The sequence below is a fragment of the Ruegeria sp. CDSC085 genome, from assembly GCF_059610465.1.
This window is the reverse complement of record NZ_JBXWNR010000025.1, coordinates 14,704-32,132: the sequence shown is the minus strand read 5'-3', so window position 1 is coordinate 32,132 and position 17,429 is coordinate 14,704. Positions and strand designations below refer to the sequence as shown.

13 protein-coding genes, 1 tRNA gene and 2 pseudogenes are annotated in these 17,429 nt (G+C 55.6%); 6 read left to right on the top strand and 10 right to left on the bottom strand.

All coding sequences use genetic code 11. From position 1 onward, the window contains the following. Nucleotides 1–40: 40 nt before the first annotated feature. The gene (locus tag AC2FJB_RS21155; RefSeq protein WP_496720661.1) at nucleotides 41–661 is read left to right on the top strand and encodes a class I SAM-dependent methyltransferase; all 621 of its coding nucleotides are present in this window, start codon (nucleotides 41–43) and stop codon (nucleotides 659–661) included. A gap of 101 nt (nucleotides 662–762) precedes the next feature. On the opposite strand, the pseudogene AC2FJB_RS21150 reads toward AC2FJB_RS21155, so the two are convergent. From AC2FJB_RS21150 to AC2FJB_RS21135, 4 genes and pseudogenes are all read right to left on the bottom strand, one after another. Beyond that, a pseudogene (locus AC2FJB_RS21150) lies at nucleotides 763–1,383 on the bottom strand (cysteine hydrolase family protein). A gap of 94 nt (nucleotides 1,384–1,477) precedes the next feature. Beyond that, a pseudogene (locus AC2FJB_RS21145) lies at nucleotides 1,478–2,235 on the bottom strand (IS5 family transposase). A gap of 28 nt (nucleotides 2,236–2,263) precedes the next feature. Then, on the bottom strand, nucleotides 2,264–3,190 hold the full coding sequence (locus AC2FJB_RS21140; protein ID WP_496720659.1) for a DUF6538 domain-containing protein: 927 nt from the start codon (nucleotides 3,188–3,190) through the stop codon (nucleotides 2,264–2,266). Nucleotides 3,191–3,251: 61 nt separating this feature from the next. Next, a tRNA-Thr gene (locus AC2FJB_RS21135) sits at nucleotides 3,252–3,327 on the bottom strand. A gap of 175 nt (nucleotides 3,328–3,502) precedes the next feature. Between AC2FJB_RS21135 and AC2FJB_RS21130 the strand changes: the two genes are divergently transcribed. Further along, a complete protein-coding gene (locus AC2FJB_RS21130; protein ID WP_496720657.1) occupies nucleotides 3,503–4,378 on the top strand; it encodes a hypothetical protein in 876 nt (291 codons plus the stop codon). Nucleotides 4,379–4,645: 267 nt separating this feature from the next. Here the strand turns inward: AC2FJB_RS21130 and AC2FJB_RS21125 are convergent, their stop codons facing one another. The 4 genes from AC2FJB_RS21125 to AC2FJB_RS21110 all read right to left on the bottom strand — a co-directional run bounded on the left by AC2FJB_RS21125 (nucleotide 4,646) and on the right by AC2FJB_RS21110 (nucleotide 8,988). Further along, entirely contained in the window at nucleotides 4,646–5,365 is a 720-nt protein-coding gene (locus AC2FJB_RS21125; RefSeq protein WP_117870741.1) for an alpha/beta fold hydrolase, read from the bottom strand. Continuing rightward, nucleotides 5,362–6,903, bottom strand: coding sequence for an ABC transporter permease (locus AC2FJB_RS21120; protein ID WP_299902034.1), 1,542 nt, complete (start codon nucleotides 6,901–6,903; stop codon nucleotides 5,362–5,364). The genes AC2FJB_RS21125 and AC2FJB_RS21120 overlap by 4 nt, the downstream gene beginning before the upstream one ends. Next, nucleotides 6,900–7,955 (bottom strand): quaternary amine ABC transporter ATP-binding protein, encoded by a 1,056-nt coding sequence (locus AC2FJB_RS21115; RefSeq protein WP_299902031.1) that lies wholly within the window; start codon nucleotides 7,953–7,955, stop codon nucleotides 6,900–6,902. The genes AC2FJB_RS21120 and AC2FJB_RS21115 overlap by 4 nt, the downstream gene beginning before the upstream one ends. Nucleotides 7,956–8,022: 67 nt before the next feature. After that, complete coding sequence (locus AC2FJB_RS21110; protein ID WP_496720655.1) at nucleotides 8,023–8,988, bottom strand: ABC transporter substrate-binding protein; 966 nt, start codon at nucleotides 8,986–8,988, stop codon at nucleotides 8,023–8,025. A gap of 268 nt (nucleotides 8,989–9,256) precedes the next feature. Here AC2FJB_RS21110 and AC2FJB_RS21105 point away from each other — a divergent pair, with 268 nt between their 5' ends. Next, on the top strand, nucleotides 9,257–10,141 hold the full coding sequence (locus tag AC2FJB_RS21105; protein WP_496720653.1) for a LysR family transcriptional regulator: 885 nt from the start codon (nucleotides 9,257–9,259) through the stop codon (nucleotides 10,139–10,141). Between the two features lie 51 nt (nucleotides 10,142–10,192). Here AC2FJB_RS21105 and cuyB read toward each other — a convergent pair whose 3' ends face one another. Continuing rightward, on the bottom strand, nucleotides 10,193–10,900 hold the full coding sequence (gene cuyB, locus AC2FJB_RS21100) for a cysteate racemase (protein ID WP_496720651.1): 708 nt from the start codon (nucleotides 10,898–10,900) through the stop codon (nucleotides 10,193–10,195). Nucleotides 10,901–10,903: 3 nt separating this feature from the next. Then, nucleotides 10,904–11,917 (bottom strand): D-cysteate sulfo-lyase, encoded by a 1,014-nt coding sequence (cuyA, locus tag AC2FJB_RS21095; protein WP_299902020.1) that lies wholly within the window; start codon nucleotides 11,915–11,917, stop codon nucleotides 10,904–10,906. Between the two features lie 122 nt (nucleotides 11,918–12,039). Between cuyA and AC2FJB_RS21090 the strand changes: the two genes are divergently transcribed. The 3 genes from AC2FJB_RS21090 to AC2FJB_RS21080 all read left to right on the top strand — a co-directional run bounded on the left by AC2FJB_RS21090 (nucleotide 12,040) and on the right by AC2FJB_RS21080 (nucleotide 17,402). Next, a complete protein-coding gene (locus AC2FJB_RS21090; RefSeq protein WP_299902018.1) occupies nucleotides 12,040–12,933 on the top strand; it encodes a LysR family transcriptional regulator in 894 nt (297 codons plus the stop codon). A 157-nt stretch (nucleotides 12,934–13,090) separates the two neighbouring features. Then, a complete protein-coding gene (locus AC2FJB_RS21085; protein WP_496685987.1) occupies nucleotides 13,091–14,428 on the top strand; it encodes a serine hydrolase domain-containing protein in 1,338 nt (445 codons plus the stop codon). Nucleotides 14,429–14,609: 181 nt separating this feature from the next. Next, complete coding sequence (locus AC2FJB_RS21080; protein WP_496720649.1) at nucleotides 14,610–17,402, top strand: bifunctional aconitate hydratase 2/2-methylisocitrate dehydratase; 2,793 nt, start codon at nucleotides 14,610–14,612, stop codon at nucleotides 17,400–17,402. The last annotated feature ends 27 nt before the right edge of the window (nucleotides 17,403–17,429 follow it).

Sequence of the window (17,429 nt, the reverse complement as noted above, 5' to 3'; positions counted from 1 at the left end):
AGGGTGCTTTCGCTACAATAAGTTGGGAGGGTGTAGAGACATGACGGTCGACAGAAAGGCACACTGGGACACCGTCTATGGCGAGAAGTCCGAGGCCCAGTTGAGTTGGCATCAGGATGATCCACGGGTCTCGCTCGAACTAATCGAGATGGCTGGCGCAACTGCGAATTCATCAGTCATCGACATTGGCGGGGGAACCTCCCGTCTTGCGGGCGCTCTGCTCGCGATGGGACTTCACGATATCACAGTCCTCGACCTATCGCAGGTCGCCCTGGTTGTTGCCCGGGACCGGCTGGGACAAGCCGGTGAAACAGTGAAATGGATTTCGGCAGACATCACCACTTGGGCTCCTGATCGTCATTACGACCTGTGGCACGATAGGGCAGTGTTCCATTTCCTCGTCGATGCGGCGGAGCGGGCGGCCTATCTGGAAAGCCTCGCGCGCGGGGTGAGCATCGGCGGCAATGCGATCATTGCCACCTTTGCGCCAGACGGGCCGGAGAAGTGCAGTGGTTTCCCGGTCGCCCGATATAGTCCAAGCGACCTCGCCGAGCTACTTGGAGAAAGCTTCGAACTCGTGGCGCATCGCCACCACCTGCATCAAACTCCCTCAGGCAAAAGTCAGTCCTTCCAGTTCAGTCTTTTCCGCCGCTTCCGCTGAAGCCGCAGATGAAACTTGTCGTGAACCGGCTTGCCCAACACGCTTTCGTGACATGGCTAAAAATTATGCACTCCAACTGGTACTAACAGTCCGATTGCAATTTAGAGCGACGAGATGGCATTGATCACTGCTTCTCGGCTCTGAACAGCGCCGGTTTGTAGATATTCCATAGCATTGAGAGCTGCTTCATGGGCTGGGACAGATGACCCACCAACGCAATCTTCTACAACGCGGCAGAAGTAGTCTGATTGGTGCCCATCGACGAATGTGTAGTGCACACAAACATCTGTCAGCCCGCCGCACAATAAAAGTGTGTCTACTTTTAAACCGCGCAGTAAGATTTCGAAAACGGTTCCAAAAAACGCAGAATACCGTCGCTTCGGGACGATGTAGTCACCTTTGCGATAACCCATCTCATCTTTTGCAACTTCCGTCCGTGGATCACCTTCGAGACAGTGTGTGTCTTCGTCATCATCCAGTTTCCTGCCGAAGTCGAACTGATCGGGACGTTAGACTTCCTGAACGAAGATGACGGGCACATTGTTCCCATGCGCGGCGTCAACCAAATCGCGCGCAGCGATCATGCGCTCTTTGTAGTCCGGCATGTTGTCAATGGAGCGCACTTCGCTGTCATCAATAAATGTGCTCTTTTGAATGTCGATTACGATCAGGGCAGGTCTACCCTCGATCAGTTTCCTGGCTTGTTTGGTTTTAGTTGTCATGTTCGACCTCTAATCTGCCAGGTCGTCCTGAAGAAACGCCCGTGCTTGGCCGGGTCGTCCCAGCGGGCAGATCAATTTTGCCTAGGGTCAGGCTTCATAACCAATAGATGACGATAGCCGCGAGCGCGATGGCAGATAGGAACACCTTGGGACAGCGGTCATAGCGGGTTGCGACGCGTCTCCAGTCTTTGAGCCTGCCGAACATGATCTCGATCCGGTTGCGGCGTTTGTACCTGCGCTTATCGTATTTGACCGGGGTCTTTCATTGCTTGCGGCCTGGGATGCAGGCGCTTATCCCTTTGTCTTTTAACGCTTCTCGGAACCAGTCGGCGTCATAGCCGCGATCCCCGAGCAGCCAGTCGACTTTTAGGAGGCTGCTGAGCAACGCCCGCGCGCCGATGTAGTCGCTGACCTGACCTGCGGTGACGAACAGGTCGAGCGGGCACCCCTGGCTGTCACAGATGGCGTGCAGTTTGGTGTTCATGCCGCCTTTGGTTCGGCCGATCAGACGCCCGCGCCCCCTTTTTTGGCGGCCATGCTGGTCGCCGTTCGATGTGCCTTCAGGTAGGTCGCGTCGATCATCACAGTCTTCTGTTCGCCGTGCTCAGCGGCCAGACCAGCCATCATCCGTGCGAAGTTGCCTTTCTCGCTCCAGTGTTTCCAGCAGCTGTAGAGTGTTTTGTGCGGACCATAGACTGCAGGGGTATCGCGCCACCTTAACCCATTGCGGTTGATGAAGATAATCCCGCTTAGCACCCGCTTGTCATCAACCCGAGGCTTGCCATGCGACTTCGGGAAAAAGGGTTTGAGACGCGCAATCTGCGCGTCAGTCAACCAGAAAAGATCGCTCATGTGACCGCTCCATTTTCGGAGCCGTGAATCACGTGGCGCGGCGGAAATCAATGCATCCTGACCCTAGGATGCGTTCAGCAGCCCATCGTGCTTGACCTTCGAGAGGAACATCGCGTTCGCTTCCTTTGGTCTTCAGGCGACGCCACGGATGGGGACGAACCCGAGCCGTCAGCACTCCGTCCTCTCCACGAACAAAGTCCGCTCTTGTCATCCCTGCGGCTTCGGCCAAGCGCATTCCTGTATCTGACACCAACGCCACGAGCCAGCGAAGATCGTCATCCAGCTCTCTGCACTTCTCTTGAACTACAACCAAGACGTCAGCAGGAACAGAAGTGCGATCGGAGACGCCAGCCGATCTGTCGTAGTAGACGCCTGCAAAGGGGTTGTTCAGGTTGAGGCCCTGTTCGCTTGCAGCGAAGTTCGTTACGGCCCTGACGGTACCGAAGACCCGCGTCATGCTGCTGCCAGCAAGACCACGAGCAATCAGAGCATCTCGGAATGCGTTGGCGTCTGCTTTGGTGTAGGCATCGAGGTGCTTGTCTCCACAGGCGTCAATGACGTAGCCAAAGGCCCTCTCAGCAGCTCGACGAAAGGTCACGGGGCGACCATTCCCCTTCAGCTGAAGATAAATCCCCACCGCCTCCGACAAAAGAACAGATGACGAGGAGAAAGAAAGCGGCTGGTCAACGACTGATGCGTCAGTTGTGCGTTGTAGCCTCAGCATGTGCTTGCCGGGTAGGTTTGCGTCACGACAACGCAGGTGATACCAGTACTCGTCCAGCTGATCAGCTGCTCTTCTGGCTCTGGCTTCAGCGATCTTGGGCGACTTTGTCCGCAGCGAATACGCGATCCGAGGCGACGTGTAGTGGTTTCTCAATTCTTTCGGGATGCGGCGGCTGAAGTAGAAAACACCGTCTTTTACGAAGGTGAAAGGGCGCGAAACGGTCTCCGACATGGTTTACGGCTCCTGGCAGTGGCTAAAAGCTGGAGCGATACCAATAAGTTAGAAGATGCTATGGTGCCCCCACACGGACTCGAACCGCGGACCTACTGATTACAAATCAGTTGCTCTACCAGCTGAGCTATAGGGGCACTGGCTGTCGATTACTTCCTCTGGCGGTGGACTGCAAGTCTGAATTTTACCCCTAACTTTGACATTGCCCGATTTCCTGAGAACGTGCAAAAACGCCGGGCTCATTCGCAGCAGAGATCTCGCGAGAGGTGGCGAACGCGGCTATACAGAAAAGCCAGGGTTAAGGGAAACAAGATGCAGGTTGCTATCCACGCTGGTGTTGCCTTTTCGGATGAAGGGCTGGTGATGTCCTCGCTTGGCGCGAACAGGCGGATATTGGCGGATTACCGAACGGCTGTTCTGGGGCCGCGTCGGTCCCGGCAATTCGTCAAAGTTGTGTCTGACTCGATCTTGCAAGGTCAACCTGATGCAGAAACACCAAACAGCTTGGCGGAGCTTGTAACCGGCAATCCCAACCTGGACCGCGTGATTTTGTCGAGCGACAAATTCTTTGGCCCCAGACGCACCGCGCTGCAACACGGGCAGATCTATCCGTTTGCGGGGAAAAGAACGGCTTACACAGAATCTCTGCTGGACAGCGCGCAGGTTGAAGTATTTGCAGGGCTGGTAAATCCCGTGGTTTTTATTCCAAAGATCCTTGCGTCGATCCATGAAGATCATCGTCAGGACATACTGGCCAGCACCGATTTAAGCTGCCTCAGTTGGCTTGGTATGGTCGAAGACCTGCTGGATCTTGCCCCGCAGGTTCAACTCACCTTGTGGGAACACGAGAATTCCCCGCTTATTTGGGGAGATATCATCCGCACTATATCCGGATTGCCTGATGAGGCTCCAATTCATGAAGAATATGCATTCCTGTCTTCACTTTTGACGGAGGCCGGTCAACGACATGTATTGGACATCGTGAGAAAAGGGGACGCCCTTGACCGGACCAGCCGACGTGAAGAGATGGCAAATATTTTGGACGAATACGCCCGTCTGGAGCAGATCGAAGAAGAGCTCGATATGCCGGGTTGGAATGCCGATATAGTTGAAGCGTTTACAGATCTTTACGAGCAGGATCTGGCCACGATCCGGTCCATGCAGGACGTTCGTGTATTGCAAATCTGATCGCCTGCGCAATGCTGTCGGCTTTGTTGCACAAATGGCGCGAAGGAAACTCTTTCCACCAACCCTGCGTGACGGCAGGAACGCATGCGTATTTGGGCCTTGCTGAATACAGGGTCGCGAACTGGTGGTCTTGCTGCGACGCGCTGATACGGAAAAGCCTGCCGATCAATGGATTGATCTGGCAGACCATGGCGTTCGACCATATAAATCAATCGGTTATCCGCAGGATGGCGTCAACTGTCCGGTTCATTTGATTGGCGCAATTCATCAGGCATCAAGGAAATCCCGCAATACCCCGTTAAACAGTTCGACTTTCTCCAGATGCGTCGCATGTGCAGAGTTCGGAATCACCGCGAGATTTGCATTCGGGATAGATTGCCACAACTGTTCTGTCTGACTCCATGGGTAGGTACGATCCCGATCCCCCCACATAACCAGTGTCGGGGTCTTGATTGCTGACAGGTTTTCAGCGCCGCTCCAGGAATTCATCGCGTCCAAACCAGTGAGCATGGCTTTCAGATTGCTTTTCTGCGCTATCGTGGCGCAAAGTTCATATTCCATCGCCTTTTCGCGCTCTAGAAACCAGGTTGCCGCAATTCGCCGCGCCGTCACTTTCGGTCCGTCTGCACAGGCACGGGTTTTCGAGGTATCAATGGTCTCAAACCGCCCGGGCAGCACTCCTACGGACCCGGTGCCATAAAGAACCAAACGGTCAACACGCTTGGGCGCACGGGCAACCATTTCCTGCGCGACCATTCCACCCATCGAGTGACCAACCAGATGGAATTTCTCGATGTTGCGCAACTTCAATTCATTCAACGCCCAGTCCGCGAAGCCCGAGATACTGCAGAATGCATCGCGGTGAGTATTTTCACCAAAACCCGGCAAATCCAGCGTGATCACATCGTAACCTTCCAGGGCCTCGACCTGCCGCTGCCATTGCCGACTGCCGCCCAGAAACCCATGGACAAATACTATGGGTGTCATTTCCGGCCGCCCTGCACAATCCGATCCAGAATCATCGCACAGAACAGAATTGAGAACCCTGCAAGGATACCCTGGCCAACATTCGCGTACTGCAACGCCTCCAGAACGTCTTCGCCCAGCCCTTTGGCACCGATCAGCGACGCGACCACAACCATTGCCAATGACAGCATGATTGTCTGGTTGATCCCCGCCCGGATCGACGGGCTTGCCAGCGGCAAGTCGACCTTGGTGAGCAGATACCATTTGTTGGCGCCAAAACTGATCGCTGCTTCACGCACACTTTCGGGTACTCCGCGCAAGCCCAGAACGGTCAGGCGCACCACTGGTGTGCCGCCGAAAATCATCGTGACCACGACCGCCGCTGGTTTGCCAACACCAAAAAACGCGATCACGGGGACCATGAAAACAAAGGCGGGCATGGTTTGCATGAAGTCCATGATCGGCTGGATGAAAGCGTAAAACCGTGGCCGACGCGCCGCGAACATGCCCAATGGAATTCCGATGACAATCGACAGGCACGCCGCTGTCCCCAACAAGGCCAGTGTGGTCATTGCGCCCTCCCAGAAGCCCAACAGCCCCATATAGGCCAGAAATGCGCCCGAGTAGATTGCCGTGCTGACGCCCGCAGTCAGCCATGTCAGCAGAATGATGAGACTGGCGATCACGATCCACGGAGTCTGTACCAATATGACCTCAAGCGCGTCCAGCAGGGTACGGATACCGAATGTCAGCCCGTCAAAGAACGCTTCGCTGTTGCGCACGCACCAGGCGATGAAGTCTTCCACCCAAGTGATGCTGGTCAGGCGGATGTTGGGGTCCGTCGGGAAATGGCTGAGCAACGAGAAACGCCCCGGAAAGCTGTAATGCATCATCGCCGCAGCAACGATCAGCGCCATGAATACCGCGCTGAACACGATCTGCGATACCGGCATTGCTGATCGGATTGAGCGATCTGACAACCATTCCGAGAAACGCGCCTCGAGCGCCCAGTTTGCCACCTGTGACTGAACAAGCTTGACGATGATTAGAATGATCAGGCCGGTCAAAACAATGTACGGGCCCTCGGCGGCCATCGCCTCGGCTTCAGCGCGGATGCCGCCTATGTTTTCCTCAAGCGAATCCACCGTTCGCTGATAGACATCGATCTTGTCCGAATTGTTTTCAATGGCAGCGGCCAACTGCTGACGGCGCAGTTCAAGCGTCCCTTCAATAGAAGCGATGCGTTCCATAGCCTCGGCCGCCAGATCGCCGAACATCCCTCGCGCGATCTGCACATAGGCTATTGTTTCGAGGATCAGAAATGGAAGCGCCCATGACCACAAGCCCCGGGCACCGAACCAGACCGGACCAAATAATCCGGCCATCAGATTGAAGGTTGGTGTAAAGCGGGACGACGCGCCGATCTTGTCGAAGTTGCGGATGTAGTAGTCGGGGCTGGTGCGTACAAATGCCCGAATGTTCTTGCGCCGCTCTTCGGCATACGCCAAAGCAGCTTCGCTTTCGGTATCTTCCAGCGGGTTCACATCAGATGTGCTCATGACACTTCGGTCCCTTCGATCACGGTGCGCAACAGATCGGCACGGGTTATGACGCCAACATCCACGCCGCCGTCCTCCACTAGGATTGCGCTGTCGTTGTCGATTGCCAGATTGATCAGCGTGCTCAGGTTCTCACTCTCATTTACACGTGGTGCATCTGCCGATAGCGGCCCATGGGTCGCAACATGCTCTGGTATGGGCCGCATGACCGCATGGGCGCGCACCACTTTGAGCCGCGATATGCCCGCAACGAAATCGGCCACATAGTCGTCGGCGGGGTTCATGACGATGTCTTCGGCCGTCCCGATCTGCACCACCTTGCCGTCGCGCATGATCGCGATCCGGTTCCCGATGCGAACTGCTTCATCCAGGTCGTGGGTGATGAAGATCGTCGTCTTTTTCAGGATTTTGCTCAGTCGGATGAACTCATCCTGCAACTGCCGCCGGATCAACGGGTCCAGCGCCGAGAACGGTTCGTCCATTAACAACACATCCGGGTTCGCCGCCAGTGCCCGGGCAAGGCCCACACGTTGCTGCATACCACCGGACAGCTCGTGTGCGAATTTCGATCCCCAGGCTCCGAGTTCGACGATATCCAGAATAGCGGCGGCCTGACGCATGCGTTCATTCTTGCTGACCTGCCGGATTTCCAGCGGCATCGCGACATTGTCCAGCACAGATCGATGCGGCATCAGCGCAAAGTTCTGAAAAACCATACCGATCTTGTTGTTGCGAAACTGCTGGAGCTCTTTCGGACCCAGAGCCATCACGTCAGTGCCCTCGATCTCGATCTTGCCGGCGGTAGGCTCCAACAACCGGTTGAAGTGGCGGACCAGAGTGGATTTTCCGCTGCCTGACAGGCCCATGATGCAGAATATCTCGCCCCGATTGACCGACAGACTGACATCCGCCACGCCGACAACGCAGTTGTATTCAGCCAGCACTTGGGCCTTGTCCAACCCGCGGTCGCGGATCGCCTGCAGCGCCACCTCGGGCTTGCTCCCGAATATCTTCCAGACATTCGAGATTTCAATAACGGTATCGTCGCTCATAGGTCCCCCAGAGGTGCGCATTTGGGCAGCGCCGCCAATCGCCGCCACCCTGTTTCTGGACGTGAGATCAGAGACCCAGCCAGGCGTCGACACGATCCGGGTTCGCTTCGACCCATTCACGGGCAACCTCTGCCGGATCCCGGCCCTTGCCGCTGATCTCATAGGCGAACCCGCTCACATCATCTGCTGTCAGCGCGAAATTCGCGAAGAAATCAGCAATCGCCGGAGAGCGCTCTGGCAGCGTGTTGGACCAAGCAATCTGCACGTTCTTGAGCGCGTCCTTGGTCGCAACACTGGATTTGTTGTACCAGTCCGGATCATCAGACGGCTGGACCATCACGTATTTTGCCGGGTCAAATGTCGGCTCGGTCAACATCTGAACGTCGAACATGTACCAGACCGCATGCGGCTTGTAGCAATAGAAGGCGTACCCTTCACCCTTGGCTATGCTGTCCTTGATCCGCGCGGTCTTCACGCTTTCCTCGGCACGTACCGGCTCGATGAAATCAAGCAGACCATAGTCGCGGGTTTTGACTTCGTTCACATTGGCCGAAGCCCAACCCGGCGCGCCAATCCACATTTCACCTTTGCCATTGCCGTCACTGTCCATCAATGCGGCTACATCCGGGCGACCCAGATCAGCGATGTCGGTGATGTTGTTGGCTTCACCAAAGTCTTTGCTGACGCAAAAGCCCTGATTGCCCTCGTAGGGGTTCGACGACAAGGTAACGGTGCCGGCTTCGTCCACATACTTCTTGGTGAAGCTTTCCTGGTTGGGGAGCCAAACGTCGGGATGCACATCGATATCGCCCTTGCCCTGATCCATCGCCTGAAAGATCGTGGCGTTGTTGCCGGGCACATATTCCACTTCGCCACCGATGCGCATTTCCACGACCGCGCCCAGCAGATGGGCAATGGCCTGTGCGCCGGTCCAGGATGGCACGCCGATCTTCACTTCTTCGGCTGCGAATGCAGGCACGGCGCAGATGCTGACCGCAGCAGCCATCCCCAGCGTTTTTAGATTGGTTCTCATGGTCTTCTCCTCTGTTGAAATGCGCCGTGGTTCGGCGTCGTTTTTTCCGTCGATCGACTTTCCTATTGCGCAATAGGGTCGTGCCAACATGCATTTGGCCGCAACTTCGGACGGAAGGCTGAAAAAAGGACCAACCGCCAGACCCTACCCAGAAGTCTAGAACAGGAACTTTTCAGAGAGCCAATTCGAACATTTCATCAAACTATTCTGTTTCTGCATAGTTCCTGTATGCTTGTTGAAAACGTTCGTTAACAAGCGGGGATACTCATTGGATCTGAATTGGCTACGCGACTTTGAATGCCTCGCCCGGACCTTGAACTTCACCCGTGCATCCGATGAGCGTAACATCACGCAATCCGCATTCAGTCGCAGAATCAAGGCGTTGGAGAGCTGGGTCGGGCTGCCCTTGGTCAATCGGGCAACGTATCCGGTGCAACTGACCGAAGCCGGCAAACAATTCCTGCCTGTTGCTCAGGCGGCGATTTCACAGCTGTCAGAATCCCGCCAATCCCTGCGGGACGCCGACCGGGGCGACAGTCGGTTCATCCGTTTTTCGGTTCTACACACCATCGCGGTAAATTTTTTGGCGGCCCGCATAGAGGAATTGCAGAAACAAATCCCGGATCTGCGAACACGCGTTCTGTCTGATTCTCTGAGCACCTGCTGTGATCTCTTGGTCGAGGGCGCGGTGGATATCCTGCTGTGCTACTATCACCACTCTGTCTCGCCCATGATCGACGAAACCGCGTTTGAGCGTAAGGATCTGCTGAAGGATCGTCTGATACCCGTAGCTGCCGTTGAGCCGGTACGGACAATGGGATGGGATTTATCCAGACAGGATGGCCCGCCGATCCCCTATCTGGCCTATGACCGATCGTCGTTTTTGGGCATGGTCGTCGAAAACACCGTTGACCGGAAACCCCAGAATACCGAAACGATATATGTCGATAGTCTGGTCGAAACGATCAAACGACGATTGATGACAGGCAGCGGATTTGCCTGGATGCCCGAAACGGCGATTGCCGAGGAACTTGATCAGGGGGTATTGGTGCCGGTCGGCGATGATACATGGTGCGCGACGTTGACGATTTCAGCCTTTTCCAAACCAGTCAGCTTGGATCAGATTGCGTACCAGCTTTGGCAGCGTTTGTGACCAAACAAAACCGTTTTGGACCCACCGACTGCCGTTGAAAAAAGCCCTACGCTAACTCGCAGAGCAGCCCGTCTGAGAAAAACCGACGATCGCGCGGACCAGTAGATCGACCGTGTCCACTGCTTTGGCGTCGTCCGCGACGCTGTCAGCAATGAGAGAAAACTCGGAGCAAGCGATAAGTTGCAAGTCCGCCCCCGCCTTGACCAGTGCCTTTGAAGACGCTTGCAGTGTTTCGCGCGCTTTGTCACTTGGGCCGTTGACCTTAATCTCGCGGATTGCCGCCAGCATCATGTCATCATCCGCTGGCCAAACAGGTGATAGCCCGCGCGCCTGCAGTGCTGTATCGAAAAGACAAGTACGGCCCACTGCAGGAGAAGCGAGCATACCAACGCAACCGCCTGCCCCCAGTTCACGGAGGGCATGATCCGCTGCCAGATCAACCATATTCAATAGCGGAACAGTCACGGCTTCGGTGATCGCCTTGGCATAGTGATGCGCTGTGTTGCAGGGCATCGCCAGTGCCACGGCGCCAGCATCCTGAAGGCGTCGCGCCATTGCTGCCAGTGTCGGCCCCGGATCTTCGCCCGACCCTTCGATCAGATGAGTGATCCGCGATGGCACCTGTGTGTTCATGTCGATCAGAAGCGGAATGTGGTCCCGATCATCGCGCACCGGTACAGCCTCCACCAGCTTACGCTGGAGGAGGATCGTTGCCTCGGGGCCCATGCCGCCAAGAATGCCGATGGGGTGCAGCATCATTGCTCAGATATTCACCCAGCGGTTTTTGTGATCGAACGCAAAGTCATACCCCGCCAAAGCCGCGGCGCCGCCCGTGTGAAGGAAAACGACCCGCTGATCTTTGAACTCGCCTTTACGCGCCAGATCGATCAGACCCGCAGCGCCCTTGGCCGAGTAACAGGGATCCAGAAGAATACCTTCCAATTCAGCAAACATCTGAATCGCTTCGATACCGCTTTCAGTGGGCAGTCCATAGCCTTCACCGACATAGTCGGTATTGGCCATGACATCTTCGCGCTTTACCACGCCTGCGCACCCCAGTTTTTCGGCTGTCTTGCAGGCGAGGTCGTAAACCATCTGTTCCTGCTTTGGCTGAGGTGCCCTTGTTCCGATGCCAAGCACCGGCACCTGCGCATTCATGGCGCACATTCCTGTCACCAAACCTGCCTGCGTACCGGATGACCCGGTTGCATGTACCAGACGGTCAATCTGCAATCCGCTGTCATTGGCCTGCCCCAACAGTTCAAAGGCCGCGTTTACGTAGCCAAGCGCCCCGGTCGGGCTCGAGCCGCCGCCGGGAATGACATAGACGTTGCGGCCTTCTGCCCGTTTCTTCTCGGCAGCCTTTTCCATTTCGCCCGGCATATCGTGACCTCCGGGAAACTTCTCGGTCGTCGCGCCGTGCAAGTGGTCCAGCAGGACATTGCCGTTTGTATTGTAGTTGCCATCTTGATAGCCGGTGCGGTCTTCCAGAAGAATATGGCATTCAAGGCCCAGTTTGGCGGCAAATGCTGCGGTTTGTCGACCGTGGTTGGTTTGAGTGGCACCTTGCGTCATCACCATGTCCGCGCCCTGCGCTTCCGCTTCGGCCATCAGGAATTCCAGCTTGCGGGTCTTGTTGCCGCCGGTTGACATGCCGGTGCAATCGTCGCGCTTGATCCATATTTCCACACCCAGCTCTTTGGAAAGCCGCTTCATCGGTTCAAGTGGTGTCGGAAGATGAGCGAGGTGAAGGCGGGGGAAGCGGGCGAGATGCATATCACAATTCCTAATATTGATTTTCGTCAATTTACACTTTGAATTACCGCGCTGCTAATTCGAAATTCAGCAAATATGTTGCAACAATTGCATGTTAATCGGGGCTGCGGTATCTGGTACACATGCGCCTGGAATGGATCGATGACATATTGGCCGTGTTGGACAGCGGATCGCTGACACGCGCCGCGGAAAAACGGCTGCTGACCCAATCTGCCTTTACCCGTCGGGTGCGGCTCATCGAAGGCAGTATCGGTGCGACCCTGTTTGATCGTCGCCGCAAGCCCGTATCCCTGATGCCGGGTGTGCAGGCGTTGGAACCGGAATTGCGCGAGCTGAGTGCGCGTCTGCACAAACTTCGACATACTCTGAAAACCGAGAGTGATCAGGCCAGCCAGTCTCTGTCTTTTGTGTGCCAACATGCTCTTACGACAACCGTTTCACCGAAAGTGGTCCGCACTTTGACCGCAGATGACGACATCTCGGTTCGAGTGCGATCAGGGAATCAGGACGAGTGTCTGTTGCAACTGATCTCAAAAGAAGTCGATTTCGCGATCATGTACGCGATCTCGGACGGCAGGATGCAAAACCTCGAAAATGCATTTGAGGCAAAGACGCTTGGCGCTGATACTTTGATCCCGGTATGCGCACCTGCAATGCGCAGGGAATTGGATGGTGAGACTGTTCCCGCGATTATCTATCCGCCTGATGTATTTCTTGGGCAGGTGTTTTCCCGACTGATTGCACCGCGTTTGCCCGACAAAACCAGAATCATGGCCAAAGCCGAGACGGCCCTGACGTTGGCGATGCTGCAATATGCCGTAAATGAAATCGGCGTTGCATGGCTACCCCACTCTTTGGTCGCCACGCCGCTTGCTCAGGGGCAGCTTGTAAGCGTTGAAGAAGCTCTGCCTGCACAGGCGCTGACAATAAGAATGGTCCGTTTGGCTGGACCGCAGTCGGAGTACAGTGAACAGATTTGGCAACGTCTTGCCGGGCAATTGCAAAGATTTTGGTAGTCGCAAGATCAAAGCAACGCGGCGACCGGCGCAGTTCGAAGATAAAGACGCCGGGTCTGCCGATCGACATCGGAAGAATACGCAACGGAATGGTAGCAAAACCGAGTTGGTTGTATCTAACCTGAGCTGAAAAGACAGCAACAGGGCAGGTCTGCGGATGTTCACGAAGGTATTGAAAACGGGTCTAGGTGTCGTGGTTCTGGGCATCGTGGGTTTGCTTGGTTATCTGCTGATCGCCCCCCCGGACTTGCTGAAAGTGGGCACGAATTACTCGGCCAAGATTGTCTGTTCGAACGTTTTCATTGCCGGACGTGATCCGGACGAGGTCCTTACGGTGGATGTGCAGGCCCCGGGACATCCGCTGCTCAAACACGTTTCGATTGAAGTCGATCGAGAGGCGCAGACTGTTCGCGCGCGACTCTTTCGGTTCTTCGCGCCCGCCACGTCGCAGTTCCGACAGGGGCTTGGTTGCACCAACGTCCATGGTACATCCCTGAGTGAGCAGCGGCTTGAGGCCGCCAAGTCCGCGCCGACAGGTCTCTGGCCAAGTGGAACCGACGTTGCGCTGTCTGATGATCCGAAAGTTCGGGCTGTATTGTCGGATGACAAGCTGCTTGGCGAAGGATACCGCGCCGTAGTGGTGGTTCAAGGCGGGCGCATCGTGGCCGAACGCTATGCCGAAGGGTTTGACGCCGACACACCGTTGCTGGGCTGGTCCATGACCAAGACGGTCACTGCGGGGCTGATCGGAACGTTGATTGACGCGGGCCGGATGAACGTATCGGACACCCTCGTGGACAGCTTTCCCGAATGGGCAGAAGATGCAAGGCGAGACATCACTGTTGCCGACATGCTGGCCATGACAAGCGGTCTGCAATGGAATGAAGAATACGGAGACGTGTCGGACGTGACCAGGATGCTGTATCTCAGCGATGACATGGCCAGTTTCGCTGCTGACCGTGCACTGGAAGCCGGCATTGGAACCGACTTCAACTATTCCTCTGGTACATCCACCGCATTGTCCCGGGTGTGGCAGGACAAGCTGCCCGATGGCGGTTTGAGCTATCCTCGGGGTGCGCTTTTTGAACCGCTCGGCATGACTTCGGCGATCATCGAGACAGATGTCGCCGATACATTCATCGGGTCCAGCTATATGTACGCCACGGCCCGTGACTGGGCGAGGTATGGCCAGTTTCTGCTGCAAAAGGGGGTGTGGGACGGCACGCGGATCTTGCCCGCAGGTTTTGTGGACTGGATGTTCGAACCCGTTGCGGTTTCTGACGGGAAATATGCCAAAGGTCATCTTTGGCTGAAGTCGCCGGGCGACCTGCCATCCTTTGAGGACGCGGTTTGGTTACAAGGGCATGATGGTCAGTCCATCGGAATCTTCCCGTCGCATGACATGGTTGTCGTACGGATGGGGCTTACACCTTCACGGTTGGGCTATTCTTCTTTGCCGCTGGCGAAGAAGCTTGTTTCGGCTTTCGGGGGGTAAGGGATCGAGCCCTGTGATCGACGCTGCTCCGACCATTTCGGCGGACGTTGCATGTGGGCAGGACACCGGGTCGCAGATCGATATCTTGCATCTCGGCAAGTTTTGGTATACCGCCGCATACAAACATAAGGTGCCGGTCCTTTTGTCGGCTCGGTGCATCAGCTAAATGGTCGGAACCCTCATGAGCCTTTACACAGAATACCTGAACGAAATCGAAACGCGCAAAGAACAGGGTCTGCACCCCAAACCCATCGAGGACGGCGCCCTTTTGCAGGAAATCATCGGGCAGATCAAAGATGCGGATAACGCGCATCGCGCCGATTCACTGAACCATCTCATCTACAACACGCTGCCGGGCACAACCAGTGCCGCAGGTGAAAAGGCACGCTTTCTGAAAGAGATCATCCTGGGTGACGCGATGGTCGAAGAAATCTCGCAGGATTTCGCGTTTGAATTGCTGTCGCATATGAAGGGCGGCCCATCAGTGGAGGTTCTGCTTGATCTGGCGCTGGGCGACGACGCGGACATTGCGCAGAAGGCGGCGGCAGTTCTGAAAACACAGGTATTCCTGTACGACGCAGACACGGACCGTTTGAAAGCGGCGTTTGAGGCCGGGAACGCCGTCGCCAAGGACATTCTGGAAAGCTATGCCAAGGCCGAGTTCCTTATCCGGCTTCCCGACATCGAAGAAGAAATCAAGGTTGTGACCTATGTGGCGGCTGAAGGGGACATCTCGACCGACCTTCTGTCGCCCGGCAATCAGGCGCATTCGCGGTCGGACCGTGAATTGCACGGCAAGTGCATGATCTCACCTGAAGCACAGGCCGAGATTCAGAACTTGCAAAAGCAGCACCCGGATAAACGCGTCATGCTGGTGGCTGAAAAAGGGACGATGGGCGTTGGATCGTCGCGCATGTCCGGAGTCAACAACGTCGCATTGTGGACCGGAAAGCCAGCCAGCCCCTATGTGCCTTTCGTGAACATCGCTCCGGTTGTTGCCGGTACAAACGGGATTTCACCGATCTTTCTGACCACCGTCGGCGTGACCGGTGGGATCGGTATCGATCTCAAGAACTGGGTCAAAAAAGTGGATGCCGACGGCAATCCGATCCTGAACAATGACGGTAATCCAATCCTTGAGCAGAAATATTCCGTCGAGACCGGAACGGTGCTGACCATCAACACCAAGGACAAAAAGCTGTACAATGACAAAGGCGACAAAGAGCTTGTCGACCTGTCATCGTCCTTCACGCCGCAAAAGATCGAATTCATAAAGGCCGGAGGATCCTATGCCATTGTCTTTGGCAAAAAGCTCCAAACATTCGCAGCCGAGACGCTCGGTACCGAGCTGAAATCCGCTTTCGCACCGTCCAAGGAGATCTCGCATGAAGGGCAGGGCCTGACGGCGGTTGAAAAGATATTCAACAAGAACGCGGTTGGCGTGGCCGACAGCAAAGTTCTGCATGCGGGCTCGGACGTTCGGGTGAAGGTCAACATCGTCGGTTCGCAGGACACCACCGGTCTGATGACGTCGCAGGAACTGGAAGCGATGGCGGCGACAGTGATATCGCCCACCGTTGACGGTGCCTATCAGTCTGGCTGTCATACTGCTTCGGTTTGGGATTCCAAAGCGCAGGCAAATATCCCAAAATTGATGAAATTCATGAACAACTTCGGCCTGATCACCGCGCGTGACCCCAAAGGTGTTTATCACTCGATGACAGACGTGATTCATAAGGTCTTGAACGACATCACTGTGGATGACTGGGCAATCATCATCGGTGGGGACTCGCATACACGTATGTCCAAAGGCGTCGCATTTGGTGCGGATTCGGGTACTGTTGCACTGGCGCTGGCCACTGGCGAAGCCACCATGCCGATCCCGGAATCGGTCAAGGTGACCTTCAAGGGCCAGATGGCGGATCACATGGATTTCCGCGATGTGGTTCACGCCACCCAGGCGCAGATGCTCAAGAAATTCGGTGACAACGTGTTCCAGGGCCGGATCATCGAAGTTCATATCGGAACGTTGCTGGCGGATCAGGCATTTACCTTCACCGACTGGACAGCCGAAATGAAGGCCAAGGCATCGATCTGCATCTCTGCGGATGACACGTTGATCGAATCTCTGGAAATTGCGAAAAACCGTATCCAGATCATGATCGACAAAGGAATGGATAACGAAGCCCGGACACTGCAAGGTCTGATCGACAAGGCCAACGCGCGGATCGCGGAAATCAAGTCGGGTGAAAAGCCGGCCCTGAAACCGGATGAGAACGCCAAGTACTTTGTCGAGCTGGTGGTTGATCTGGATGAGATTAGCGAACCCATGATTGCCGACCCGGATGTCAACAACGCGGATGTATCCAAGCGTTATACCCATGACACGATCCGGCCGGTTTCCCACTACAAGGGGGAAAAGAAGGTCGATCTGGGATTTGTTGGATCGTGCATGGTGCACAAGGGCGATCTGGTCATCGTCTCGCAGATGCTGAAAAACATCGAGCAGGAGACGGGCACAGTAGAGTTCAAGGCCCCGCTGGTCGTCGCAGCGCCGACCTACAATATCATTGATGAGCTGAAAGAAGAAGGCGAGTGGAGCATTCTTCAGAAGTATTCAGGCTTTGAATTCGACGATCTGTTCCCAAAGAGCAAAGCGCGGACGGAATACGAGAACATCCTGTATCTGGAGCGTCCGGGATGTAACCTTTGCATGGGCAACCAGGAGAAAGCCGCAAAGGGCGACACTGTCCTGGCCACGTCCACACGTCTGTTCCAGGGGCGTGTTGTTGAGGACGCGTCGGAGAAGAAAGGCGAATCCCTTCTGGCATCGACCCCGGTGGTGGTGCTGTCGGCTGTTTTGGGCCGGATGCCGACCGCCGAGGAATACAAGTCGGCCGTGAAAGGTATCGACCTGACCAAATTTGCGCCTCCGATGGAAAAGCCAGCAGGCACGAAGTCAGCGCATTTCTAAACGCAAGGCACTTCATTGATTGCCCGG